Annotated in this window: 19 protein-coding genes and 11 pseudogenes; 19 read left to right on the forward strand and 11 right to left on the reverse strand. The window is 58.4% G+C overall.

The annotated features are described in order from the left end of the window. Window positions 1–238 precede the first annotated feature (238 nt). Both WGT02_RS30850 and WGT02_RS30855 read right to left on the reverse strand, forming a co-directional pair. Window positions 239–406, reverse strand: a pseudogene (locus tag WGT02_RS30850) (hypothetical protein); the annotation flags it as partial. Between the two features lie 14 nt (window positions 407–420). After that, window positions 421–705: pseudogene (locus WGT02_RS30855) on the reverse strand (hypothetical protein); the annotation flags it as partial. 97 nt (window positions 706–802) lie between these two features. On the opposite strand from WGT02_RS30855, the gene WGT02_RS30860 reads away from it, so the two are divergent. The 3 genes and pseudogenes from WGT02_RS30860 to WGT02_RS30870 all read left to right on the forward strand — a co-directional run. After that, entirely contained in the window at window positions 803–1,504 is a 702-nt protein-coding gene (locus tag WGT02_RS30860; protein WP_208245922.1) for an IS6 family transposase, read from the forward strand. Window positions 1,505–2,144: 640 nt separating this feature from the next. Then, window positions 2,145–2,819, forward strand: a complete 675-nt coding sequence (locus WGT02_RS30865; RefSeq protein ID WP_208245923.1) for an OmpW family protein — start codon at window positions 2,145–2,147, stop codon at window positions 2,817–2,819. A 208-nt stretch (window positions 2,820–3,027) separates the two neighbouring features. Next, window positions 3,028–3,328 (forward strand): annotated as a pseudogene (locus WGT02_RS30870) (LysR family transcriptional regulator); the annotation flags it as partial. Window positions 3,329–3,344: 16 nt separating this feature from the next. Here WGT02_RS30870 and WGT02_RS30875 read toward each other — a convergent pair. Next, window positions 3,345–4,405, reverse strand: a protein-coding gene (locus tag WGT02_RS30875; RefSeq protein WP_112334090.1) for an IS630 family transposase whose coding sequence is annotated in 2 segments (ribosomal slippage) — window positions 3,345–3,913 and window positions 3,913–4,405 — 1,062 coding nt in all. Because the reading frame shifts where the segments join, the coding sequence is not laid out codon by codon here. Between the two features lie 56 nt (window positions 4,406–4,461). Here WGT02_RS30875 and WGT02_RS30880 point away from each other — a divergent pair. The 5 genes and pseudogenes from WGT02_RS30880 (at window position 4,462) to WGT02_RS30900 (ending at window position 9,327) form a co-directional block, all read left to right on the forward strand. Further along, a complete protein-coding gene (locus WGT02_RS30880) occupies window positions 4,462–4,947 on the forward strand; it encodes a LysR substrate-binding domain-containing protein (protein ID WP_318246582.1) in 486 nt (161 codons plus the stop codon). A 62-nt stretch (window positions 4,948–5,009) separates the two neighbouring features. Beyond that, a pseudogene (locus tag WGT02_RS30885) lies at window positions 5,010–6,373 on the forward strand (IS1380 family transposase). A 613-nt stretch (window positions 6,374–6,986) separates the two neighbouring features. Then, a pseudogene (istA, locus tag WGT02_RS30890) lies at window positions 6,987–8,240 on the forward strand (IS21 family transposase). After that, window positions 8,237–9,067: an ATP-binding protein gene (locus WGT02_RS30895; RefSeq protein ID WP_375679793.1), complete on the forward strand. Its 831-nt coding sequence runs from the start codon at window positions 8,237–8,239 to the stop codon at window positions 9,065–9,067. Before istA ends, WGT02_RS30895 begins: the two are co-directional and overlap by 4 nt. 47 nt (window positions 9,068–9,114) lie before the next feature. Then, window positions 9,115–9,327 carry a hypothetical protein gene (locus WGT02_RS30900; protein WP_208246469.1) on the forward strand — a complete coding sequence of 71 codons (213 nt, stop codon included), beginning with the start codon at window positions 9,115–9,117 and terminating at the stop codon, window positions 9,325–9,327. On the opposite strand, the pseudogene WGT02_RS30905 reads toward WGT02_RS30900, so the two are convergent. From WGT02_RS30905 to WGT02_RS30915, 3 genes and pseudogenes are all read right to left on the reverse strand, one after another. Continuing rightward, window positions 9,305–9,615 (reverse strand): annotated as a pseudogene (locus WGT02_RS30905) (IS21 family transposase); the annotation flags it as partial. The gene WGT02_RS30900 and the pseudogene WGT02_RS30905 sit on opposite strands and share 23 nt — an antisense overlap. Window positions 9,616–9,812: 197 nt before the next feature. Next, window positions 9,813–10,136 (reverse strand): annotated as a pseudogene (locus WGT02_RS30910) (hypothetical protein); the annotation flags it as partial. Window positions 10,137–10,293: 157 nt separating this feature from the next. Beyond that, window positions 10,294–11,508 (reverse strand): IS701 family transposase, encoded by a 1,215-nt coding sequence (locus WGT02_RS30915; protein WP_208244986.1) that lies wholly within the window; start codon window positions 11,506–11,508, stop codon window positions 10,294–10,296. Window positions 11,509–11,628: 120 nt separating this feature from the next. Here WGT02_RS30915 and WGT02_RS30920 point away from each other — a divergent pair. Then, window positions 11,629–12,252: pseudogene (locus tag WGT02_RS30920) on the forward strand (IS5 family transposase). Between the two features lie 58 nt (window positions 12,253–12,310). After that, entirely contained in the window at window positions 12,311–13,525 is a 1,215-nt protein-coding gene (locus WGT02_RS30925; RefSeq protein WP_208244986.1) for an IS701 family transposase, read from the forward strand. Window positions 13,526–13,680: 155 nt separating this feature from the next. Here WGT02_RS30925 and WGT02_RS30930 read toward each other — a convergent pair. Then, window positions 13,681–14,138, reverse strand: a pseudogene (locus WGT02_RS30930) (transposase); the annotation flags it as partial. Window positions 14,139–14,143: 5 nt separating this feature from the next. Here WGT02_RS30930 and WGT02_RS30935 point away from each other — a divergent pair. Both WGT02_RS30935 and WGT02_RS30940 read left to right on the forward strand, forming a co-directional pair. Next, window positions 14,144–15,184, forward strand: coding sequence for a reverse transcriptase domain-containing protein (locus WGT02_RS30935; RefSeq protein WP_225040280.1), 1,041 nt, complete (start codon window positions 14,144–14,146; stop codon window positions 15,182–15,184). 48 nt (window positions 15,185–15,232) lie between these two features. Beyond that, the gene (locus WGT02_RS30940; RefSeq protein WP_225040277.1) at window positions 15,233–15,472 is read left to right on the forward strand and encodes a hypothetical protein; all 240 of its coding nucleotides are present in this window, start codon (window positions 15,233–15,235) and stop codon (window positions 15,470–15,472) included. Window positions 15,473–15,645: 173 nt separating this feature from the next. Here WGT02_RS30940 and WGT02_RS30945 read toward each other — a convergent pair whose 3' ends face one another. Genes WGT02_RS30945 through WGT02_RS30955 form a run of 3 tightly spaced genes read right to left on the reverse strand, consistent with a single transcriptional unit; the run spans window position 15,646 to window position 16,944 of the window. Continuing rightward, on the reverse strand, window positions 15,646–16,362 hold the full coding sequence (locus tag WGT02_RS30945; RefSeq protein ID WP_339151182.1) for a recombinase family protein: 717 nt from the start codon (window positions 16,360–16,362) through the stop codon (window positions 15,646–15,648). After that, the gene (locus WGT02_RS30950) at window positions 16,359–16,736 is read right to left on the reverse strand and encodes a recombinase family protein (RefSeq protein WP_263623139.1); all 378 of its coding nucleotides are present in this window, start codon (window positions 16,734–16,736) and stop codon (window positions 16,359–16,361) included. The genes WGT02_RS30945 and WGT02_RS30950 overlap by 4 nt, the downstream gene beginning before the upstream one ends. Continuing rightward, window positions 16,729–16,944 carry a ribbon-helix-helix protein, CopG family gene (locus WGT02_RS30955; protein WP_208245931.1) on the reverse strand — a complete coding sequence of 72 codons (216 nt, stop codon included), beginning with the start codon at window positions 16,942–16,944 and terminating at the stop codon, window positions 16,729–16,731. The genes WGT02_RS30950 and WGT02_RS30955 overlap by 8 nt, the downstream gene beginning before the upstream one ends. Window positions 16,945–17,159: 215 nt before the next feature. Between WGT02_RS30955 and WGT02_RS30960 the strand changes: the two are divergent. The 3 genes and pseudogenes from WGT02_RS30960 to WGT02_RS30970 form a co-directional block, all read left to right on the forward strand. Beyond that, window positions 17,160–17,866, forward strand: a pseudogene (locus WGT02_RS30960) (reverse transcriptase domain-containing protein); the annotation flags it as partial. Window positions 17,867–18,128: 262 nt separating this feature from the next. Then, window positions 18,129–18,872, forward strand: a complete 744-nt coding sequence (locus WGT02_RS30965; RefSeq protein ID WP_208245932.1) for a calcium-binding protein — start codon at window positions 18,129–18,131, stop codon at window positions 18,870–18,872. Window positions 18,873–19,343: 471 nt separating this feature from the next. Next, a protein-coding gene (locus WGT02_RS30970) for an IS630 family transposase (protein WP_208245933.1) occupies window positions 19,344–20,416 on the forward strand; the annotation gives its coding sequence in 2 pieces (ribosomal slippage) (window positions 19,344–19,830 and window positions 19,830–20,416; 1,074 coding nt in all). A gap of 17 nt (window positions 20,417–20,433) precedes the next feature. On the opposite strand, the pseudogene WGT02_RS30975 reads toward WGT02_RS30970, so the two are convergent. Continuing rightward, a pseudogene (locus WGT02_RS30975) lies at window positions 20,434–20,873 on the reverse strand (IS630 family transposase); the annotation flags it as partial. On the opposite strand from WGT02_RS30975, the gene WGT02_RS30980 reads away from it, so the two are divergent. The 4 genes from WGT02_RS30980 (at window position 20,866) to WGT02_RS30995 (ending at window position 23,987) form a co-directional block, all read left to right on the forward strand. Then, window positions 20,866–21,126: a transposase gene (locus WGT02_RS30980; RefSeq protein WP_225040273.1), complete on the forward strand. Its 261-nt coding sequence runs from the start codon at window positions 20,866–20,868 to the stop codon at window positions 21,124–21,126. The pseudogene WGT02_RS30975 and the gene WGT02_RS30980 overlap by 8 nt on opposite strands. A gap of 398 nt (window positions 21,127–21,524) precedes the next feature. Further along, window positions 21,525–22,585, forward strand: a protein-coding gene (locus WGT02_RS30985; RefSeq protein ID WP_208245220.1) for an IS630 family transposase whose coding sequence is annotated in 2 segments (ribosomal slippage) — window positions 21,525–22,017 and window positions 22,017–22,585 — 1,062 coding nt in all. Because the reading frame shifts where the segments join, the coding sequence is not laid out codon by codon here. Window positions 22,586–22,805: 220 nt separating this feature from the next. After that, window positions 22,806–23,204 (forward strand): hypothetical protein, encoded by a 399-nt coding sequence (locus tag WGT02_RS30990; protein ID WP_225040271.1) that lies wholly within the window; start codon window positions 22,806–22,808, stop codon window positions 23,202–23,204. Between the two features lie 663 nt (window positions 23,205–23,867). Continuing rightward, window positions 23,868–23,987: a hypothetical protein gene (locus tag WGT02_RS30995; RefSeq protein ID WP_375679798.1), complete on the forward strand. Its 120-nt coding sequence runs from the start codon at window positions 23,868–23,870 to the stop codon at window positions 23,985–23,987. Window positions 23,988–24,013 lie beyond the last annotated feature (26 nt).

A 24,013-nucleotide genomic window follows, 5' to 3' on the forward strand; every position in this document is an offset into this window, starting at 1 on the left:
CAGATGTGAAGCCTTGATTGGTCAACACGATAGGGCTCCGGTGGTTGATGAAGTTCCCAACGGTTCCCTGCTCCGAGGGTGGTCGGCCAAAACGGTCGAAGTCCAAAAGGTCCAATACAATTTCGTCCTCGGTCGGGTCGAAATCCGTGACTCTCGTGACGACACGATTCGAACCGGACATCGGGTCATTGAACGTGAATACGAACCGGTCGTGATCAGCGCCGCCAGTCAGAGTATCTATACCGTCACCGGCGACAAGGCGATCGTCGCCGTCGCCGCCATCGAGAAGATCGTCATCCCCCTCCGAGCCGACACCGCGAGACGACGAATACGAGTAGTTGCCATAGAGCGTGTCGTTACCGGCCCCCCCAAAACCGTGTCGTTGCCTGGCCCGGCGAAGATCCAGTCATTGCCGCGGTTGCCCCAAATCCGGTCGTTGCCACTGCCCGCCGCGAATATGTTATCGCCGTTCCCCAGCCCCAAATTTAAGTCGTTAGAGGGGGGAGGCGTCTCGGAGGGAGGCGTATGGCCGGGGTCACGTGGAAAGGAAGGAATATTAATCAGGGAAACGATATTCACTATTTGTATGCTCCTCATGATGCGTCGCACGACGCCACTTTGCCCACTCTTATACTTTGGTCGGGAACTGAGAAAATCGATTGTTTTGATAGCAGGCATCCATGTACCAGATGTTGCCGTGTCCATTTCACATCAATGTTGAGGAAAACGCTGGTTGACGCGGCAAACTTAACTGGCATCGTCAACTTAACGAAACGTGGAATTTGATGTGCGATGACGGGTCATGACAGACTGTGATCCGCTATATCGCCGCCATCGCTTTCCCGCTGAAATCATTGCCCACGCCGTGTGGCTTTATTTCCGTTTCCCTCTCAGCCTGCGTTTGGTCGAGGACTTGCTGGCTGCCCGTGGGATCATTGTCTCCCATCAGACGGTCCGGCTGTGGGCGGAGAAGTTCGGCCGGCATTTCGCCAACGACATCCGTCGTCGCTCATCCGGCCAGCTTGGAGACAAGTGGCACCTCGATGAGGCCGTCATCTCGATCCGAGGCAAGCGGCACTGGCTGTGGCGCGCCGTTGATCAGGACGGTTTTGTTCTGGAGGTGCTGGTGCAAAACCGCCGCAATGCCAAGGCCGCAAAGCGATTGATGCGAAAGCTCCTGAGAGGGCAGGGCCACGCGCCGCGGGTGATGATCACCGATAAGCTTCGATCCTACGACGCCGCAAAGCGGGAGATCATGCCCGGTGTCGAGCATCGCTCCCACAAAGGCCTGAACAATCGGGCGGAGAATTCCCACCAACCAGTCCGGCGGCGAGAGCGGATCATGAAGCGCTTCAAGTCACAGCGACATCTACAACGCTTCGTCTCCATCCATGACCCGATTGCCAACCTGTTCCACATCCCGCGCCACGACATCCCTTCCAGCCATCATCGCGAATTGCGCGCAGCGGCGGTGAACCTGTGGGCAAAAATCGCCCGGGCATGACCGACAAAATAGGACGGCGTCATGGTCTCGCCTCTTTGCCGTTAAGTTTACGATGCCGCCTGGCGTCAGGAGTCGGCCCTTGAGATCCTAAATGGCGACTGGATGGCGATCACGCCGGCTCTTCCACCCGCCAAATCGTTTGGTAACATTATTCGGTGAGGCAATATGCGGGGTCAATTCCTCGATTCGCTTTAGATAACTGCCGAGGCCAATTGATAGCCAATTGCGTTGTGCGATCTCCGACAATGTGTCGAGGCTGCGACATAGACGAGGTTGCACTATACGTTGCTTTAAAATGATTTTCTCCTTTGGCACAGTACATGCTTGGTCGTTTACGAGCGCCCCCCGGCGTTCTGAAAGTCTACTGCCGTCAAAAGTTAGTGCATTTGTCAGTCAACGCCGCCAGGAGCCGAGCAATGCGAGAAGCTTTCGCTGCTTTCGTTGAAAATCCCACTGAAACCGGGCGTTATGAATGTGGACCTAGGAACAATGAATGAGGCCAGTAAGCATGCCTGCGACGGGGATTAGCGGCCGAGTACTACTAGCCTCCGGCTGCTCACACTCTCAACCGCTATCCCAAATACAAGTTGTACTTTCGCTATCGACGCAGCTCGTGGACGATTACCAAACGGAGACAAAAATGACGATCATCAAAACCGCCTACGCCATTATCGTCGCAGGGACTGTCGCTACGGCTTTTGTGGCTGAGGCGTCCGACTTAGACAGCGTACCCTATGCGCCCGCGATTGCAGCCAGCCCCAGCCCTTGGCAGCTGCGCCTGCGCGCGCTTGGCGCTATCACAAGCGACTCTGGCCGCGTTGATCGATTAGCAGGCTCCGACCTCTCTTACTCTGATACGGTCTTCCCAGAATTCGACATCTCCTATTTCTTCAATGACAATATCGCGGCTGAGCTCATCTTGGGCACGACCTATGCCAAGGTTCGCGGTGGCGGCTCAATTGCCGGTTTAGGTGAGGTCGGCGAGACTTGGCTGCTACCACCGACATTAACGTTGCAATACCATTTCACCGATTTTGGGGCCTTTCGGCCCTATGTGGGCGCCGGCGTAAATTATACAAATTTCTACAATCAATCAGGCAAAACTGCCGAGAGGCTTCACGTCAACAACGCATTTGGTGTGGCCTTGCAGGTTGGTTTCGACTATATGATCGATAGTCATTGGGGCCTCAACGTCGACGCGAAGAAGATCTTCCTAAGACCAGATTTCGAGGCCACTGTCGGCGGAAACGAGGTGACTGGTAAAGCGAGGATCGACCCCGTCCTAATCGGCGCTGGCATTACATATCGCTTTTAATCCGGCTTCCACAACAACAGTATCGCGCGCGAGTCATAATCGAGAAGAGCCATTCACAGCAGCGCCGCCCGACTGGGCGTTCGGCTGAATTGCTCGTTTAAGTTACTTTCGCGCGCGTCCTTCATGGAGCACACGGCTGCTTTCAGCTTTCGCGTCGGCGACAGTTGGGGCACCAACTCAAAATCGCTTAGATTGTGATTAGGCTTCCATCGATCTAAACCTACTGGTGGATCTCGGGGCCTTGCTACAATATCGCAACATAAGCCGCGCGGCCCAGCATGTTGGCCGGAGTCAACCAGCGATGAGCCGAGCGTTGTCAACGCTGCGGGGCATGTTCAATGACGATCTGCTGGTTCGCGGCTCGCGCGGTTCTAACGCTGATGGCTGAGCGCTTGGCTGAAAAGTTGCCTTCGGTGTTGGATGCGATTCGCCAAACGGTGAACTGCAGCGTCGCTCCAAGGGAATGGCGATGGAAGGTAACGATGGCCATTCCCGACCACCAAGCGTTATACCAACATGCATTGATCAAAACCGATGCGCCCACTCGCGCAGTCCAATGGACATTATCTTCCAGGGTTGCGCGACGAGTTTGTTCCAGGCGGCACAGCAGTGAGCGACGATGTCCTCGTAGTCTGTGAAGATGCGGTTCGACAGCCAGTTGTCCCTCATAAACTGCCAGACGTTTTCGACAGGGTTCAATTCAGGCGAACGCGGCGGCAAGAACAGCAATGTGATGTTGTCAGGGACGCTGAGCTTCGGCGTGACGTGCCATCCGGCTTGATCGAGGATGAGGACCGCGTGAGCGCCGTCATCGACTGCCTGGCTGATTTCCAGCAGATGTTGATTCATGGCGTCGGTATCGCAATAGGGCAATACGAGGCCCGCGCCCTTACCTTTCTTGGGGCAGATGGCACCGAAGATGTACGCCCACATCGTCCGTTGATCCAGCGGCGCTGAAGGTCGGGTGCCACGGCGAGCCCATCGGCGGGTGATCTTGTTTTTCTGACCTATGCGCGCCTCGTCGGCCCACCAGAGTTCGATCTCGGTATTCTTCGGGAGGCTGCTTCTGATGGCTGCCAATGCGGCAGGGAACTCTTTTTAAAAGCGTCCACTTCGGGTTCATTCTGGGCGTAGTGGCGCGGCCGGGCAGACAGCTTGGCAAAGCCGAGAGCCTTCAATTCGCGACCAACCGTGGTCTCGTCCATCGAGATCCGGAATTCCTGGAAGATCCATTGGACCAGATCCTTGCGCCGCCACCGAACGACACCGTGGATAGCCGGGATCGGACCACGCTCTACAATCTTGGCCAAGGCCTGGCGCTGATCATCATTCAGCTTGGGCCGATTGCCGGGAGCCTTGCCGTTGAGGAGCCCGGCCGACCCGTGCTCATTGAAACGAACGACCCAGTCGCGAACAATCTGCAAGGTCACGCCCCCGATCCGGGCCGCATCTGTACGCGAGCCGCCGTCATAAATTTCCGCCAACGCCAGAAGCCGCCGCGCTTGAGCGGCATCCTTGGTCCCTTTCGCGAACTGCCGCAGAGCAGGACCATCAAAATCATCGCGCAATGCAATCGCCGAACCCATTGCAAACCTCCCGTTTGCCCCATGGATTCAGATTTTCACCGATTCGGGAATCCCAAGTGAGTCGCACTCTGCGCTCGCTGGTATTAGTTCTGTTGCCGCGCCTCCTGCCGCGGCTGCGTGAGGGTGCCCCTCATCTCGACATGGTCAACGACGCGGTCTTGGCCAACGCACTGCGGCGCCTGGAGCAAGGCGAGATCGAACTGGCGGTCGGGCAGATTGGCGCTGCTACGCCTGGTTACTTGCGGCGCAGGCTCTATTCCGACCGCTTTAGCTGCCTCATTCGCCGCGACCACCCGGTCCTGGAACAGGAGTGGACGTTAGAAAGTTTCGCGGCCTTGCGCCACGTAGCCATCGCCTCGGAGCCCAACGACCGCTTCCACCAGGTCTATGATGGATTGACCGAACTGAGCGTGGCTGATTGTGACCCAATCGTGGTTTCCAACTTACTGACGGGGCGATTATTATCGCGGCGACCGACTTGGTGCTTGTTGTATCTAGCCCGAATCTCTCAAAGTAAGGGTGCATCGGGGCCGAGAATCTGAGAAACTGCTTTTACGACAAAGGCTTACCAGATTCGTAACGGAGCCCCGATGCAAACGACTGTATCTCCGCACAGTTGGAATTTAAAGGCTTCGACGGCCACAAAGTTATCGCTGGCTTCGACGGCGGCGCGATCACCTCAGATGCCGGTGCGCTGCTGCTTCGCCATGTCGATGCGGCCATCGGGCTGTTCGACCGGGTGGCCGGCTGCTTCGTTGATGGCCGCGATCCGAAGTGCACGGTCCACAGCACGCGCACGCTGGTCGGGCAGCGCATTGCGGCGATCGCGATGGGCTACGAGGATGTCGATGATCACGACACGCTGCGCCACGACCCGGTGCTTGCGCTGCTATCGGAGCGGCTGACGCCGAAGCGGCAAGACTGTGCGGTGCTTGCCGGCAAATCCACCTTGAACCGGCTGGAGCACGGCCGCCCCGGCGCGCCGACGCGCTATCACAAGATCGCCTATGACGCCGGGGCTCTGGAAGCGCTGTTCGTGGAGCTGTTCCTGGATGCACACGACAGGCCGCCAGAGGAGATCGTGCTCGACCTCGATGCGACCGATGATCCGCTGCATGGACATCAGGAAGGGCGGTTCTTCCACTGCTATTATGACGGCTATTGCTATCTGCCGCTCTACATCTTCTGCGGCCGGCATCTGCTTTCGGCCAAGCTGCGGCGCTCCAACATCGACGCCAGCGCCGGCGCGGTTAAGGAGGTCGGGCGGATCGTCAAGCAAATCCGCACGCGCTGGCCTGGCGTCCGCATCATCCTGCGCGCCGATTCCGGCTTTGCCCGCGACGAACTGATGGACTGGTGCGAGGCAAACGGCGTCGACTATGTCTTTGGTCTTGCCGCAACAAGCGGCTGGAAAAGGAGATCGCCGAGGCCCTGGAGGAAGCGCGCCTTGCGGCCGGGACAAGCGGTCAGGCGGCCCGCGTCTTCCGCGACTTCCTGTGGTCGACGGACAGCTGGTCACGCCGACGGCGGGTCGTGGCCAAGGCCGAATGGACGATGGCGGCCCCCAATCCGCGCTTCGTCGTCACCTCGCTGGAACCGGAATGCTGGGCGGCTCAACCGCTTTACGAGGAACTTTACTGCGCACGCAGCGACATGGAGAACCGCATCAAAGAATGCCAGCTCGATCTCTATGCCGACCGCACCAGCGCCCACACCATGCGCGCCAATCAGTTGCGGCTCTGGTTTGCATCGTTGGCCTATGTGCTGATCTGTGCGCTACGCCGCCTCGGCCTCGCTCATACCCGGCTTGCCGATGCCGCCTGCGGCACGATCCGATTGAAGCTGTTGAAGATCGGCGCCCAGGTCCGCGTCTCAGTCCGCCGCATCAAGGTGGCGATGGCTTCGGCCTGTCCATATGCCGAGGACTTTGCTCTGGCTCACGCCCGAATATGCGCTGCGGCCCGATGATGCCGCCGGACCTGAACCCACCCACCAACGAAAAAGGATACATCACCGGCTCAGACAAAACGCCCCACATCGCGGCGACGGCCGCGCACGCCCCGGCGGCGAGCCCGGCCCCGACCGCCACCAACACCCCAATGTCACAGGCGCTGTGAGAGATGCGGGCTAGCCGCGTTGCCATCCGAATCGCCTCTATGCTGCCACTCGCAGTCGTCGAGCCGCCTTTGAAACTATCTCCCTACGAAGTGGCGCTTATTTGGCACGAGCGTTGCCACCGCGACCGAGAGCATGGCAGCTGGCTGCGGCGCGAAATCACCGCAGCAGCACGGACGGCCGCATCGGACCTAACGGAGGCATCAATGGCGAACCGGCTTGATCCCGCGTGGCGAGGACCGGACGGCGGACGCCGCGGGGGTGATGACCGTGGGCTACACCACCAGGCGCTGCGCGTCTCTCTGTTGATGCGAGGGGTCCTGTCGATACCGGATCAATACTCCCCAGAAGTGCCGTTTGAATCTTCCCCAGTTTAGCGTTGCCGCCGGTCTTCCGAGGCGCGCCCCGGAAGACCGGCGGCGCGTCATCACCGATAGTGCTCTCGATAGTCGAGAGGGAAATGGCGGTGATCAAACTCGGGGAGATAGTCATGATATTAGATTTGCATCGACAAGGGGTGTCGGTGTCAGCGATCGCCAGACAGACCGGTGTCGATCGAAAGACAATCCGCAAATATATCGAGCGTGGTCTTGAGGCACCTGCTTACGGGCCAAGGAAGCCTCGAGCTACGGTGATCGATCCATTCACCGCTTAGCGGGTTGCTGCCTATCCTGGCCTCAGTGGCCGCAGACTCCTGCGAGAGCTGAAGGATCGCGGATATGTCGGGGGCTACACCGCTATCACAGACTTTCTCAGAGACGTTCGTCCGACCTCAGAGCAGGGATTTGAAGTTCGGTTCGAAACAGCTCCCGGCGAACAGGCCCAGGTGGATTTCGCCCAGTTTCAGGTCATCTTCACCGATGAGCCGTCAACGCCGAGGATCGTCTGGTTGTTTTCCATGGTGCTGGGCCACAGCCGTCTCATATGGGCTCGCTTCGCCATGCATCAGGATTTGCCGACGGTGCTGCGATGCCATGTCGCCGCATTCGATGCGATTGGCGGTGTTCCGCGCGAGATTCTCTACGACCGAATGAAGACTGCCGTCATCGGCGAAGGCGAAACAGGCGGCATTGTTTATAACCGCGCTCTGCTCGATCTCGCCCGCCATTACGGCTTTCATCCGAAGGCCTGCAAAGCATATCGCGCCAAAACGAAGGGAAAGGTCGAGCGGCCATTTCGTTATATCCGCGAAGACTTCTTCCTGGCACGCTCGTCTCGCAATCTCGATGATCTCAACGCCCAACTCCGTTATTGGCTTGATACGGTTGCCAATCCGCGTGTGCACGCGACAACCCAGCGTGTTGTCATGGAGGCCTTCGCCGAGGAGCGCTTTCATCTGCGGCCTTTGCCTCTGGCTCCGTTCCGATCCGTATTGAGACTGGAGCGCAGGATCTCACGAGACGGAATGGTCAGCGTCGGCGGAAACTCCTACAGCGTGCCTGACGCCACCAGAAGGCGGCTTGTCGAGGTTCATACCCTGGCCAATGAAGTTCAGATCTTCGAGGACGGCACCCTCATTGCTGTGCATCCAGTGTTGGAGGGGCGTCATCAGCGCCGCGTCGAACCCGGCCACAGAACCCTTCGCTCACAGCCGCAATCGCGACCGAACATCAATAATGACGGGATCATTCTTCATGGATCTGGTGACAGGGTCATACAGCGACCGCTTGCCTTCTATGACGCTGTCGCCCGAGCCATGGCGCAGGAGAACCGCACATGAACACCGCTCTCGATCCTGTGCCATCGATGATCGACCGCGTTCGTCATGATCTTGTCGGCTTGAAGATGCCGCGTGCCCTTGAAGCACTCGACCATATTGTCCGTCGATTGGAACAGGGTGAACTATCGGCTCTCGAAGCAATCGACATCCTTCTTTCCGAAGAGCTGACACTGCGGGAGAACAGCCGCATAAAGACCGCCCTCCGGATGGGACGCCTGGCGACCATCAAAACGCTGACCGGTTTCGATTTCACGTTTCAACCATCGCTCGATAGAGATCGGATCTTCACCCTCGCACAACTCGGTTTTGTTGACCGCCACGAGGCCATTCATTTCCTCGGGCCGCCGGGAACCGGCAAAAGCCATCTGGCAGTCGCGCTCGGCGTCGAAGCTGTCAAAGCCGGCAAAAGCGTCTACTTCTGCACACTGGCCGATCTCATCGCCGCCCTGTCCAGAGCCGAACGCGAAGGACGGCTGCAAGACGAGATCGGTTATCTGCCGGTCATCGCCGGCGGCGGCAATCTGTTCTTCCAACTCGTCAACGCCCGCTACGAGAGAGGAGCGATGATCCTGACGTCCAATCGCGGCTTTGCAGAATGGGGCGATGTTTTTGGAGACGCCGTGGTCGCCACAGCCTTGCTCGACGTATGCAAGCTCGTTGCATATTCACGCAAAAACAGGAACATTAAATCGCACTTATTGGTCTCGATAGACCCAGGTAACCCGAGGGGACATCAGCTCGACGCAAGAGAGCCGTTCGTCGTCAAACGGGCCAGCGGGGGTCGGCAAGGGGGTATCGGCAAATCCAAGCAGAAGCCTACGCTGTAACGTCGTGCATCGAAGACAGGAGCCTTGGCTTCCCGTCGAAGAACGAAATGCTCTTCCAGAGCCGCATGAACGTCGTCTCCAGGATGCGTGGCGGCGACGGCTTCCGCGTTCCGCCCGATGCTGCCCGCACCTTCGAGGATGCACCACGCGCTGCGAGCGCAAAGAGAAGTCGCGCCTTGCCGCTAATGCCTAAGTTTTCGGAAGAGCGCCGCTACCTCCACATGCACAGCGCGGCACGTCAAATACTTGCCGCCGAGTAACGCCCAACCGGCGCATGAGGTAATCATTGAGGCGATCGAGTGCTTGGCCGATAGCGGCATTGGCCTCGGCAAGTGAGAAGATAGTCTGCTTGCGCAGCCGCCCAGAATGCAGGTCTGGACAAAACGGACTCCGTTTCAACTTTCGATTTACCCCGAGGCTTTCTTGGCCGTGCCGGACGAACGCCCACGCCGTAGTGGGAAGGCCATCATGCCGTAGCTGCGGCTGATCTCGGGATCGTAGAAGCTGGCGTGGTTGACGCCCGACTTCAGATTGTCGGGGACGACCAAAGATAGTTTTGATCGTATTGCTTGCTTCCAGATGTGCGGCCGTTGGGTGTGGCCGCACATGACCACTGGCCAAGATGGTTTCCGAGACGCGAGTTCCAAACACATTATCGACCTTTAACGGCCAGTGGGACAAACGGAGCATCACGCGTCTTGGATCGATCGATCACACCATCTGCATTCTTCTTGCAAGTTCACCATCACATCAGCTCAACACAGTAGCGGTCGTTATCTTGCTCACCGCGACGGGCCATCACTAGCCCTGCGGCCTGCGGGATATCTTGGGGTTGTCTCCGGTACGCTTCCCCGCTGACCATCAGGCTCCAGGCGCCCGGGCGATCTTGTTGGCCAGTGCCACCGCGACCATTTCGAGTTCTTGCGTCGGAAGAGCGAAAGAAGCCAGTGAGAAGCATTTTACTTCGACCTGTGCGAACAGAGCAGGTGCGCCCGTCACCACTGCGCAACATCTCATCACCGGCGCGGGTGATTACACCGAGCCTGACTTTGCCGGCCGTCGAATGATCTAGCATTACAGTTGCATTTTAGTTTTGAGGTGAGCTCGTCGAGCGGCCGCCTGATGGGCGCGCCTCCAGCATGACCATGCGATGACGTAGGCGGGGCTTATGCGACGCTGAGCGAGTCTTATGGCGATGCGCCGGACTTCCTGGATAGACCAGCGGATCAAGTCCTGATGGTCGGCATCCGCGGTCTTTTTTGGGGCGTCGCGTCATTGGCGCGGTACCGGATCACCGCCATCATGGCGAAGGCAAGCATGACGAGGGAGACGTGGCGATGCCAGCCATGCCATGACCGGGTTTCATTGTGATCGAGTCCGAGCTCGTTCTTGGCGGTCTCGAAGCTGTCTTCGATCGCCCAGCGATGGCCTTCAACGGAAACGAGCGTCTGGATGTCCGTCCCGGCCAGGCACCATGTGGTGAAGAATGCGAGATCACCGTCGCTGATATTGCGCCGGATCAGGAGGCCACGGGTCCAAAGCCCAGATGTCGTCTCGTTGTATTCGTCGGCATCGAGGTCGGCGAGTTCGCAATAGGCCCAGTCATGAAGCCGCGCGCCTTTGGTGCCCTCACCGGCGGAAAGACGTTGCCATGCACTTGGATCGAGATCACGGGCGATCTCCTGCGCTGTGCCGGCGACCGGAGGCTTACCCGACCAGGAGCCGAAATGGTGGTCCGATTTAACCCCAAGAACGTAGCCTTTGCAGGCTCGACGCAGGGTCCCTTCAACGTCCCCGACGCCATAGACCGCATCTGCGGCCACCCATGAAAACGGCACATCGGCTGCCAGCGCACGCCGTATCATCTCGACAGCCAGGCCTGGCTTGGTAGCGAAGGCTGTAGCCTGAGGAACATGAGCTGCTGCCAGCCTTGCCGGATCGCCGGTCCAGCTTTTGGGCAAGTACAGGGCCCGATCGATAAAGGCATGACCGCGAACGGACACATAGGCGGCGAACACACCGATCTGGCAGTTCGTTATCTTGCCAGCCGAACCTGTATATTGACGTGCAACACCGCACGATGTCTTGCCCTGCTTGAGGAAGCCCGTCTCGTCGATGACCAGGACCGCATCATCCGTGGCGAGGTTTTCTACGACATACTCTCGCACGATGTCGCGAAGTGCGTCCGCGTCCCAGCGCCCGCGCCCCAGAATGGCTTGTTGCCGCCACGGGCCGGGATCACCGGCCGCCTCAGCACGCATCCAACCTGTCTTACGCCGCTCGTCACCCAGCAAGCCGTCCAGGAAAAGGTTCGCAGAGGCTGCAACTCGCTCCTGCGTAAACAGTCTGCGCATGCGAGCCTTCACGTCGCGCAACGATGATGCCCAAAGCTCAAGCGTAGTCTCGATTGATGCACCTGTCATCCATGACCTCCGAATCATGGAGACCCATAGATTCAGACCACAGATAGATATGCAACTGTAATGCTAGGGCGTAAACCCATTAATGTTCTTGGCGTTTTGCGTGCCTCGTGATTCAAGGCTTCCGAATGAGGAGCCATGATGACACGCCGCCGCTACGAACTCACGGACCAGGAATGGTCGATTATTTCGCCACTTCTTCCCAACAAGCCGCGCGGCGTTCCCCGTGTCGACGACCGACGGGTGTTGAATGGCATCCTTTGGCGACATCGTCATGATCGACTCGACCTGTGTTCGCGTTCACCAGCACGCGGCCACGGGAAAAAAGGGGATCAAGACGATGGTGGCATGGGACGTTCCCGCGGCGGGCTCACGAGCAAAATCCACGCGCTCGTCGATGCTGAAGGTCGGCCCGTCACGCTCCGTCTGACCGGCGGGCAGATTGCTGATTGCACTGAAGCCGATGCGCTGACTGACAGCCTCGGCGAAGGCGACATCCTGCTTGCCGACAAGGGCTATGACAGTAACGCCATCCGGGCTAAGGCGGCCGCGCGCAAAGCCTGGGCCAACATCCCGCCCAAAGCAAATCGGACGGGCTCCTTCTCATTCTCGCGCTGGGTTTATCGGCAGCGAAACCTCGTGGAGCGGTTTTTCAACAAGATCAAACAGTTCAGAGGTATCGCCACACGCTACGACAAGCGCCCGGAAAACTATCTCGCCGCTGTCAAACTTGTCGCGGCGCGGATCTGGTGTCAGAGTTTATGAGTCGACGCCCTAGCATTACAGTTGCATATCTATCTGTGGTCTGAATCTATGGGTCTCCATGATTCGGAGGTCATGGATGACAGGTGCATCAATCGAGACTACGCTTGAGCTTTGGGCATCATCGTTGCGCGACGTGAAGGCTCGCATGCGCAGACTGTTTACGCAGGAGCGAGTTGCAGCCTCTGCGAACCTTTTCCTGGACGGCTTGCTGGGTGACGAGCGGCGTAAGACAGGTTGGATGCGTGCTGAGGCGGCCGGTGATCCCGGCCCGTGGCGGCAACAAGCCATTCTGGGGCGCGGGCGCTGGGACGCGGACGCACTTCGCGACATCGTGCGAGAGTATGTCGTAGAAAACCTCGCCACGGATGATGCGGTCCTGGTCATCGACGAGACGGGCTTCCTCAAGCAGGGCAAGACATCGTGCGGTGTTGCACGTCAATATACAGGTTCGGCTGGCAAGATAACGAACTGCCAGATCGGTGTGTTCGCCGCCTATGTGTCCGTTCGCGGTCATGCCTTTATCGATCGGGCCCTGTACTTGCCCAAAAGCTGGACCGGCGATCCGGCAAGGCTGGCAGCAGCTCATGTTCCTCAGGCTACAGCCTTCGCTACCAAGCCAGGCCTGGCTGTCGAGATGATACGGCGTGCGCTGGCAGCCGATGTGCCGTTTTCATGGGTGGCCGCAGATGCGGTCTATGGCGTCGGGGACGTTGAAGGGACCCTGCGTCGAGCCTGCAAAGGCTACGTTCTTGGGGTTAAATCGGACCACCATTTCGGCTCCTGGTCGGGTAAGCCTCCGGTCGCCGGCACAGCGCAGGAGATCGCCCGTGATCTCGATCCAAGTGCATGGCAACGTCTTTCCGCCGGTGAGGGCACCAAAGGCGCGCGGCTTCATGACTGGGCCTATTGCGAACTCGCCGACCTCGATGCCGACGAATACAACGAGACGACATCTGGGCTTTGGACCCGTGGCCTCCTGATCCGGCGCAATATCAGCGACGGTGATCTCGCATTCTTCACCACATGGTGCCTGGCCGGGACGGACATCCAGACGCTCGTTTCCGTTGAAGGCCATCGCTGGGCGATCGAAGACAGCTTCGAGACCGCCAAGAACGAGCTCGGACTCGATCACAATGAAACCCGGTCATGGCATGGCTGGCATCGCCACGTCTCCCTCGTCATGCTTGCCTTCGCCATGATGGCGGTGATCCGGTACCGCGCCAATGACGCGACGCCCCAAAAAAGACCGCGGATGCCGACCATCAGGACTTGATCCGCTGGTCTATCCAGGAAGTCCGGCGCATCGCCATAAGACTCGCTCAGCGTCGCATAAGCCCCGCCTACGTCATCGCATGGTCATGCTGGAGGCGCGCCCATCAGGCGGCCGCTCGACGAGCTCACCTCAAAACTAAAATGCAACTGTAATGCTAGGCCGATCCAGGCGGCAAAATCACGTCCGGTTAGCATTAGCAGCTGGGTGCGATTGGGGATCAATCATTCCCTCGCGCCGACCAGCATCAAGGCTGCCTGCTGATCGGCAGTCTTCACCGGCACGAAGCGCATGGTCGGCCTGCTCATCGCCTCGCACAATGCTTCTGCATCCGCTGCATCGTTCTTTGCCGCGCTTGATGTAAGGTTTTGCCAGTTGCGGCGCGATCAGCTTCACCTCGTGCCCGAACGAGCTTAGCAACCTCGCCCGGTAATGCGAACCGCCGCACGCCTCAAGCGCAATAGTGGTAGGCGGCGTCTCCTCCAAGAATTTCACCATTTCCCTGCGTGATAACTTCTTGCGAAGCACCGGCTGCTCGTGCATTCACGCCATGCAATTGAAAAGCGTTCTTAAGGGGAAACCGGCAGGCCGGCCATAGAGCCGCGAAATGATCAATTCGGGATGCCGACGCTGTTAAGCGAAGCGGAAGGCAACACGGTGCATGGCGTCAATCGCAAGCCATGCCCCGATCCCGCGCGGTCGGAAACCCTGTGCATGCCGGGAAGTCTTTCATACGGAAGCAGCGAGATCTCATCAGTGTCCAGTGTGAATGGACTGGACGGGACTGGGAAGGTCGTTGACCATAAGCCAGTCATCGACGCTGATGAGAAGTCGGATACGCCCATAGTACCGCAGAAGTTGCCGAACAAGGGAGATGATCCTGCGGAGGCAATGGCGGGAAGGGGTGTAATCGGAGGGAACGCCTTCGAAACTCCAGCGTGCCGGACACAGAGCCGGATAAAACACGCTTCGATGGGGATCGAAGGTGTACGGGAAGCCGCCAAGCGGGACCCGAAGATGCGTTTCACGGCGCTGATGCACCACATCACTCCGACGCTTTTGGTGAAGAGCTTCCATGCGCTTCGCAAGCAGGCGGCGAGCGGTGTGGATGGCGTGACGTGGTACGACTATGAGAAGAACCTCGAAGGACGCGTGTACGAACTGCACCGGGAGATTCAATCCGGTGCATATCGTGCACAACCGTCCCGACGGGTCTACATTCCGAAGAATGACGGAAGACTCCGTCCTCTCGGCATTGCAGCGCTGGAAGAAAAAGTCGTGCAGATGGCCGTCACCACGGTTCTGAACGCGATCTATGAGCAAGACTTCCTGGGCCTCTCATACGGGTTCCGACAAGGAAGGGGGCAGCATGACGCGCTGGACGCCTTGTGGGTTGGGATCGACAAACGGAAGATCAACTGGATACTGGATGCAGACATCCGCTCGTTTTACGATGAGATCGATCACGAGTGGATGCTTCGTTTCCTGTCGCATCGAGTTGGTGACTGCCGGCTGATACGTCTGATCTACAAATGGTTGAAAGCGGGCACGATTGAGGATGGCCGCCGCGTGGCATCGACGCGAGGAACTCCTCAAGGATCTGTAATCACTCCCCGAACGCAAAAGGTAATTTCTGCTGTCCGTCCGGAATGTGCCATTTGAGTGCGGCTCACTACCACTGGGCGGCAGTTTTGGATGTGACGGGATTGAATGCCGGATCGTGATGGTATCGTTGTCGACCAATACTTCCTTGACCAGCAGTCGGACGATCTTCTGGCGTTCGGTGATGTCCAGCAATTCCGCCGACGCGCGCAGCCGCTGAAGGAAGGCGGTCAAGGTTTCGGCCGGACGCAGGAACGACAACCGGTCGGCGGCCTGATCGACAATCGCCTGCAGTTCGGCGCGCATCGACTGTTCGCGGCCGCGCAGTTCCGGCATCCGGCGCCGTAGTTCATCGAGGGAAACGAGATCTTCTTGATAGGCTGTAAGCAGGCGCTCCATGCTTTTCTCGATCCGCGTCAACTCGCGTTCGAGAATGTCTTGCCGCCGTTTTGTTGGTTCGGCAGCACGGGCCGCATCGAGGCGCCGGTCGAGTTCGTCCTGAATGAGTGTTGGATCTTCGATCAGTTGGATAACCTCCTGCCAGATGATCTGGTCGAGCAGGTCCTGGCGGATAGGCCGGCTATCACACACGGCCCCGCCGAGATGGCGCCATGCATCCGAGCCAAGGCAGCGGTAGTAATGGATTTTGCGTGCTGAACTGCGGGTTGACGTGACAACGCATAGCCGCATTTGCGACAAGAAGGTCTCGTCACCTTCTGCCGTGCTCCGACTTGCGTCTTGTTGAAGCAGGCGGTGCCCTTGTAGGCGGGGTTCCGTAGGATCGCCCAGACGACCGAGCGCTCCCAGCGCGTCACCCGCCGGCGCGTCGGCAGTCCCATCTCGCGTAACAGCCGGGCGATCGCGCCGATGCTCAGACCATCCACGGTATATTTGTCGTACACCAGTCGCACGACCTCCGCTTCAGCGGTGTCGATCTCGTAGCGTGCCGGCGCATCGCGGGTCTTGCGAATGTAGCGATAGCCATAGGGTGCGCCGCAAAGGACCGAGACTTCGCCGGCCTTGGCGCGGTGGCGCTTGCCCCGACGGGATCGTTCGAGAATCTGTGCCCGCTCATACTCGGCGATCATGCCCTGGAATTGCAGCATCAAATGATCTTCCGGCGTGCCGGAATGTGGTGCCTTCAGGAATATCGTCTCGACGCCATGGCGGGCGAACTCCTCGGTCAACAGGACTTGATAAGCATATTTGCGGCTCAGCCGATCGGGCGAGTGGATCAGGACGGCCTGAAGGTGGCCCTCGGCGCGAGATCACGCAGCCGCTCCAGACCTGGCCGCGCCAGGCTGGCGCCGCTGAAGCCCTCGTCCTCGATCACCCATTCATCGGGTACGCTGTATCCTTGCTCTTGCGCGAACTCGATCAGCGCCGCTGCCTGGCTGGCGATCGTGTTCTCCTCCTTCTGCTGTTCGGAGGATACCCTGGCGTAGATCGCGGCGGCCTTCATCGCTCTTCCCCCCACCCGCGGCTCGGTGCTGATCGCACGGAACTGCTCTGGGACCAATATCCCATAGACTTGCCCCACTTTGACGGCGAGGAGACGATCGAAGGCATGCTCGAACTGGATGCTGCGACCATGGCCGCGCCGTTCAACCATGGCCGCCAGCTTCGCCGAGGAACGCCCGCAGCGCCCGGCTGACCATCTCGCTGATCGTCGTTCCTTCCGCCGCCGCCCGCGCCCGGACGGCATCGACCAGGTTCGGCGGAAGCTTGAACGTCACTGCTGCCGCTGGCTCGACAACCGGCACGGGACGACCGATCAACTGCGCCTCCTCGATGTAACGATAGGCCTGACGTCGGGACATTGTGAATTCGCGCGACAACGACAAGGCAGCCTCCGTCACACTCAGCCCGCGCGCGAGTAACCCATGGGCTGTGTTGAGACGTTCCGCTTTTTGCGCATCGGTCGATCGCGACATCTGACATATACATATTACCTTTTGAGACGAAGATCAAGCACAGAACGAGAACGATCGAGCGCGATCACGAGGTCAAAGCAGAAAATACCTTTTGCGTTCGGGGAGTGATTAGCCCGGTGCTATCGAACATCTATCTGCATTACGCATTGGATTTATGGGTCCAGCAATGGCGCACTCGAGACGCTAAAGGCGACGTGATCATTGTACGTTATGCCGACGACAGCGTGATTGGGTTCCAGTACGAAGGAGAGGCGCAGCGCTTCCTGCAAGCATTGCGGGAGCGTCTCGCTCAGTTTGGTTTGCAGCTACACCCGGAAAAGACGCGGCTAATACGCTTTGGGCGGTATGCTGCGCGAAACTGCCGGGAGCGTGGTATCCGCAAGCCAGAGACCTTCGACTTTCTGGGATTCACGCACTGCTGCGGCAGGCGGCGCAATGATGGAGGCTTCAAGATCGTCCGTCTGACAATCAAGAAGCGAATGCGCACGACGCTGGCGGCCATTCGGGAAACGCTAATGCGACGGCGCCATGAACCGGTGGCAGTAGTAGGTAGGTGGCTAAGGGCAAGTGTTACAGGGGTATTTGAACTACCATGCGGTGCCAGACAATCTGAGAAGATTGGGGGGTTCCGCTGGGAAGTTGGTCGCGCTTGGCGACACGCTTTGATGCGTCGAAGCCAGCGACACGGCTGTCTTGGGATCGTTTCCAAAGGCTGCTTCGCAAATACCTGCCGCCATGTCGTCTGTCGCACCCGCATCCGGGTGCTCGGTTCGCCGTCAAAACGTCCGATAGGAGCCGTATGCGGTAGTGCCGCACGTACGGATCTGGCCGGGGGGCGATGGGCAACCATCGTCCCTACCGGGACCCAACAATGTGATGAATTACCGGAAAAACCATTGGTGCGCTTGGACCGGAACCGGCAACCGTGACTTCGGCGGAACGGAAAAGCTGGGTCGCCGACTCAGCGCGAAGGCGAGATAAACTTGTGTCATCCACCGTCTGGATGATTTTCATCCAAACACTCGATTTGTCCAAGTGCCCAATGAAGCACATAAGAGAACTCTCTCATAATGAATGGAAATACGATCACAAATAGCGAGGACGAGGACATGTACGCGGGCGGTCGCAACGGAACGATCGTTGATCTCAGGGTCAATGACCCCACCAACCGCGCTGGAGACATCGAGGGCAGCCCATTTAATGACACCTTGTATGGTGGTCCAGGCAACCAAACGATCAATGGCGGCCCGGGAGACGACTATCTCTCAGGCGCTGACTCATCCAAGGTGCGCTCAATTGGGAACGATGATGACACTCTCAATGGCGGCGACGGAAACGATACTCTCGTCGCGGGTGACGGTACGGACCACCTGACCGGCGGCGCCGGCAAAGACACGTTCATGTTCATGTCCGAGTATCTTGACCCGAGGGATGGGCCTCCTACCTACGCGATCGTGGCGGATTTCGACCCGGAGCAGGACAGTATTTTGTTCGATGATCCTCACCTCTCCCCTGAGAACCCTCCGGGGGAAACGGCGCTCTATCCGGACCGCTTCTTCAGCGGCAAGGCCTCGGACGCACAGTACGAGGACATCAAGGTGATCACCGACCGGAGTTTCGATTCTGCCGATGACGCTGCGCGTGCGCTAGGCGTCGCACAAATGGAAGACATCATCGTTTACAAAGATTCTAAGGGAGGCGTGGCTCTGGCCATTCTTGACGGTCCAGACAGCGCGCACGAGTTTGCCCACTTGAACAATCTGACCATGGCTGACCTAGCCTCCTTGACCTCGGACAATATCGGGATCTTCTGATCCAGACAATCCTGCACGTTGAGCCCCCAGCAGCGGGAGGGGGCTCGCATATGAGTATAGACGCTGGAGGTCGAAGTATTTCCGCAGCACGCGAAATTGCCTCCTTCGTTTCGTCCGATTCTGCTTGTTCTCGGTTTGGATTCGAAGCAGGAAAGTATATCGGAGCAGCTAATTTCCATATGCGATAGCCCTACTAGCAGCAGGGTGCTTTCTCTTACCATAAGTGTACTAAAACATGGCAATCCGCCGCACATTTAGTTTCAACGCGCGGCCGTTTTCCAAAATCCATCGCGACAGATGGCCGACGCTTGCCCCGGGTCGGGACGGTTGATCCATATCCGATCGAGTGCTAGTGGATTGATTCCAACTCTTGGTGCCCACGTCTGATACCAACGTGAGCGGTTTCTGACTCGTTTTGCGGTTTCCAAATCAGTTGAATTCTGAATCTCTGTCGCAAACGGAGGTTTGCGGATGACATTGGGAATTCCACTGCGCGATGACTTCGACGGTTTTGCCCTGCGGGCATTGGCCAAGAGCACGAAGGATGCGGCACAGGCTCGGCGGCTTCTTGCCCTTGCCGAAATCTATGATGGTCATTCACGCAGCGACGCGGCCAGGATCGGAGGCGTGACCCTGCAGATTGTCCGCGATTGGGTTATGCGCTTCAATGCCCGCGGTCCGTCAGGGCTCATCAACGGCAAAGCGCCTGGCAATCAAGGAAAGCTTTCCGCTGTGCATCGCCAGGCTTTGGCGAAGATTGTCGAAAGCGGGCCGATACCAGCAGTGCATGGCGTCGTTCGCTGGCGGCGCAAGGATCTGGTTCAATGGCTTTTCCAGGAATACCGGATCTCTGTGGACGAGACGACCATTGGCCGCGAATTGAAGGCGCTCGGCTTTGCAAAGCTGTCTGCTCGTCCGCGCCATTACGCCCAGAACGAGGGTGACCTGGAGAGTTTTAAAAAAACTTCCCCGCCACACTGGCAACCATCAAAAGCAGGCTCCCCAAGAACATCGAGATCGAGCTCTGGTGGGCCGACGAAGCTCGGATAGGGCAGAAGAACAAGATCACCCGACGATGGGCACGCAAGGGCACAAGGCCTTCGGCACCACTCGATCAACGCACGATGTGGACTTATATCTTCGGCGCCATCTGCCCCAAGAAGGGCAAAGCTGCGGGCCTTGTTCTTCCCTACTGCGACACCGATGCCATGAACCATGCCATGAACCAGCATCTGCTCGAAATCAGCCAGGCGGTCGATGAAGGTGCTCATGCCGTGCTGATCGTTGATCAGGCTGGATGGCACGTCACGCCGAAACTCAAAGTACCCGACAACGTCACCCTGCTGTTCCTGCCGCCGCGGTCGCCCGAATTGAACCCTGTCGAGAACCTGTGGCAATTTATGAGGGAGAACTGGTTGTCCAACCGGATATTCAAAGACTACGACGACAAAGTTTCCCATTGCTGTGACGCATGGAACAAGCTGGTCGCGCAGCCGTGGAAGATCATGTCAATTGGAATGCGTGATTGGGCGCACCGGTTTTGATTAGCGCTCGTTGGTATGACGGCTGCGATGATGTCGTCAGGGTCCGCTTTCCAGGTGAGCGGCTTCGGCTCTTCATTGTGCTCTTTGATAAAACGGTTGATGGCTGACTGGAGATCAACGACGGAATGAAAGACACCGTTCTTCAGTCTTCGCCGAGTGAGCTTTGCGAAGAAACCCTCGACGGCGTCCAACCAGGAACATGATGTCGGAACGAAGTGGAAGGTCCAGCGTGGGTGCCGCTCCAAACAGGCCCGGACTTTGTGTGTGGCGTAGTTGTCCAGGATGACGTGAACCGCCTTGTCCTTCGGCAACTGAGCCTCAATCGTGTTGAGGAAGCGGATGAACTGATGCCGGTGGCGCTGCATGTTGCGGCCGATGACGGAGCCGTCGAGAACATTCAGGACAGCGAAAAGGTTGTGGTGCCGTGGCGCTTGTAATCATGGGTCATCGTGCCGGCACATCAGCTCCTTAATCGCGCGCGTTGGAACCCGCGCACGCTGGCTTCGCGGCTGTTGTCGGTCGTTGCAGCCAGCCTCGTACCCGATGGTCACATTGTGATCGGCATGGATGACACCATCGAACGCCGATGGGGACCAAAGATTGCCGCCCGTGGCATTTATCGCGATCCGGTGCGCTCCAGTCACGGTCACTTCGTCAAAGCCAGCGGCTTGCGCTGGCTGAGCTTCATGGTTCTTGCTCCGGTCCCATGAGCCGAGTGCATCAAGGCCCTGCCGGCCTTGACGCTTTTATGCCCCTCGGAGCGCTACGATAAGAAGAGAGGGCAAAAGCACAAGCTGCTGACGGATTGGGCAAGACAGGGCCTGATGCAGCTTTGCCGCTGGCTGCCTGAACGCGATCTCATCTTTGTTGGCGACAGCAGTTTTGCTGTCCATACACTGGCGGCGGCGCTGCCAAGCAGGGCCACCCTCATCAAACGCCTGCGTCTGGACGCCAGTCTGTTTTCCCCGCTAGATCCGCGACACGAACACACACTTGGGCGGCCGGCGCAAAAGGCATGCCCTTATACCAGCGTGAGCGATCTCTGACTCTTTTTGAGGTTTCCAAATCAGTTGAGTTCTGAATCAATACCGCAAACGGAGGTTTGCGGATGACATCAGGAATTCCACTGCGCGATGACTTCGACGGCTTCGCTCTTCGGGCGTTGGCCAAAGGCACGAAGGATGCGGCACAGGCTCGGCGGCTTCTTGCCCTTGCCGAAATCTATGATGGCCATTCCCGCAGCGATGCGGCCAGGATCGGAGGCGTGACCCTGCAAATTGTCCGCGACTGGGTTATTCGCTTCAATGCGCGTGGCCCGTCGGGGCTCATCAATGGCAAAGCACCCGGCAATCAAGGAAAGCTTTCCGACGTGCATCGCCAGGCTTTGGCAAAGATCGTCGAAAGTGGCCCGATACCGGCGGTGCATGGCGTTGTGCGCTGGCGGCGCAAGGATCTTGCTCAATGGCTGTTCCAAGAATATCGGATATCCGTCGATGAAACGACCATTGGCCGCGAATTGAAGGCGCTCGGCTTTGCAAAGCTGTCTGCCCGCCCGCGCCATTACGCCCAGAACGAAGGCGACCTGGAGAGTTTTAAAAAAAGTTCCCCGCCACACTGGCAGCCATCAAAGGCAGGCTCCCGAAGAACGTCGAGATTGAGCTCTGGTGGGCCGACGAAGCTCGGATAGGCCAAAAGAACAAGATCACCCGGCGATGGGCACGCAGGGGAACAAGGCCTTCGGCACCACACGATCAACGCACGATGTGGACCTATATCTTCGGCGCTATCTGCCCCAAGAAGGGCAAAGGTGCGGGTCTCGTTCTTCCCTACTGCGACACCAGCGCCATGAACCAGCATTTGATCGAAATCAGCCAGGCCGTCGATGACGGCGCTCATGCCGTGCTGATCGTTGATCAGGCGGGGTGGCATGTCACGCCGAAGCTCGATGTGCCCGACAACATCACACTGCTCTTCCTGCCGCCACGCTCGCCCGAATTAAATCCCGTCGAGAACGTGTGGCAATTTCTGCGTGACAACTGGTTGTCCAACCGGATCTTCAAAGATTACGAGGACATCGTCGCCCATTGCTGCGACGCATGGAACAAGCTGGTCGCTCAGCCGTGGAAGATCATGTCGATTGGAATGCGTGACTGGGCGCACCGGTTTTGATTAGCGCTCGTTGGTATTACCCAAGCTGAAAGCGGTCCTCAATAACCCCAAGACTGCGTGGCAACGCATCGTCGCCTCAAGCTGGCACGGCAGACAAACCGACAAACACCTCGATATCACGACAGTCACTGGCTTGTGGTATCGGCGAGGAACCCCGCCAAGGCCAATTCGCTGGGTCTTGGTTCGAGACCCGACGGGTCACCACGAACCACAGGCATTCATGAGCACCAATACCGAGCTCGAGCCGACCCAGATCATCGCCTACTTCGTTCGACGCTGGCAGATCGAGGTGACGTTCGCCGAAACACGCGCCCATCTTGGTGTGGAGACCCAGCGCCAGTGGAATGGTAACGCCATCATCCGCACGACACCTTCAATCTTGGCATTATACAGTCTCGTGACCCTGTGGGCGGGCAATGTCCTCAGCCAAACCAGGCGCCCTTACGCCGCCGCATGCTACAAGAAAGCCGACCTAACATTCACAGATGCGATCGGTGCCGTTCGCCTCGTTTTGTGGAGCGACGATCTTTATCGACACTCCCCGTCAAACCCGCAAATGCATAAAATACCTCCCGGACGGCTTCAGCGCATGGCCCAGGCTCTTTGCTTCGCCGCATAATGTACAAAGTCGAGCTTAGAAACAACAGAGCCGGTGGCCGATGGCGTCGCGCGCAGGCACCGAACCAGCAGGATTGCGGCGATTGCCGCGGCCATCCGCCCGTCGCCGAGGCGTGCGAAGTTTTTGCCAAAATGGCCGCTCCCAGAAAAGAACTAGCTGCCTGCATTGGGGAAGTCACGAAGAGGTGCTTTCTTGACCCGCGAGGGCTCCAGATGGCCGCGGAGATCTGACCGCCATCGATGCATGCCTTGCCTGGGCTGCGGTGCGGGTGGAACACCTGTTGCGGGTGAGGTCATGCACCTGTCACGCATCGACGACGCAGGTGAAATTTTGACGTCTCCAACGGCGAGGACTCTATGTGAGCTAGAGTGATTGCGGTCGCTGTGACCTCCCACTGCGAATTTCCTATTCGGCCGCCGCATCGGCTGCGAAGCCTGCACCTGGGTCTGCCTGAAGTTCTGGCAGATAGGTTCCACCGCGAGAAGGCGGATTCAAGCGTCGGTCTAAATCCCGGTATGGCGGAATCGCGACGGAATATAAAGATCTGAACGCGACGTTATCCCCGCTAGCTTTCGGAGGCGGAGACGACCGTGGTCAACGAACTGAACGACGCGGTCCCTATCGATCTCGGTCGAGCGCGAAGACACGGCGAACTGGGGTAAGGTGCTTTGCCGCAAGGAGTCGGCAGAACGCCGACCTGCCAAGGCGCGCTTCGCACCATACTATCTCTGGGACAACCGGGCGACGGGAGAGACGCTCGTCTGGGTGAAAACGGAAAAATAGTCCGATCGAGTCACTCAAGGGGAAGT

It is taken from the genome of Rhizobium sp. T1470 (genome assembly GCF_042140505.1).
GTDB lineage: Bacteria > Pseudomonadota > Alphaproteobacteria > Rhizobiales > Rhizobiaceae > Rhizobium > Rhizobium favelukesii.

What these genes read in the sequence shown, in the direction of transcription:
- WGT02_RS30860 (WP_208245922.1), top strand. Translation starts at nt 803, where the DNA reads ATGACAGACTGTGATCCGCTATATCGCCGCCATCGCTTTCCCGCTGAA.
- WGT02_RS30865 (WP_208245923.1), top strand. Translation starts at nt 2,145, where the DNA reads ATGACGATCATCAAAACCGCCTACGCCATTATCGTCGCAGGGACTGTC.
- WGT02_RS30895 (WP_375679793.1), top strand. Translation starts at nt 8,237, where the DNA reads ATGAACACCGCTCTCGATCCTGTGCCATCGATGATCGACCGCGTTCGT.
- WGT02_RS30900 (WP_208246469.1), top strand. Translation starts at nt 9,115, where the DNA reads ATGCTCTTCCAGAGCCGCATGAACGTCGTCTCCAGGATGCGTGGCGGC.
- WGT02_RS30915 (WP_208244986.1), bottom strand. Translation starts at nt 11,508, where the DNA reads ATGATTCGGAGGTCATGGATGACAGGTGCATCAATCGAGACTACGCTT.
- WGT02_RS30925 (WP_208244986.1), top strand. Translation starts at nt 12,311, where the DNA reads ATGATTCGGAGGTCATGGATGACAGGTGCATCAATCGAGACTACGCTT.
- WGT02_RS30935 (WP_225040280.1), top strand. Translation starts at nt 14,144, where the DNA reads ATGCCGACGCTGTTAAGCGAAGCGGAAGGCAACACGGTGCATGGCGTC.
- WGT02_RS30940 (WP_225040277.1), top strand. Translation starts at nt 15,233, where the DNA reads ATGCCGGATCGTGATGGTATCGTTGTCGACCAATACTTCCTTGACCAG.
- WGT02_RS30950 (WP_263623139.1), bottom strand. Translation starts at nt 16,736, where the DNA reads ATGGTTGAACGGCGCGGCCATGGTCGCAGCATCCAGTTCGAGCATGCC.
- WGT02_RS30955 (WP_208245931.1), bottom strand. Translation starts at nt 16,944, where the DNA reads ATGTCCCGACGTCAGGCCTATCGTTACATCGAGGAGGCGCAGTTGATC.
- WGT02_RS30965 (WP_208245932.1), top strand. Translation starts at nt 18,129, where the DNA reads ATGAATGGAAATACGATCACAAATAGCGAGGACGAGGACATGTACGCG.
- WGT02_RS30990 (WP_225040271.1), top strand. Translation starts at nt 22,806, where the DNA reads ATGAGCACCAATACCGAGCTCGAGCCGACCCAGATCATCGCCTACTTC.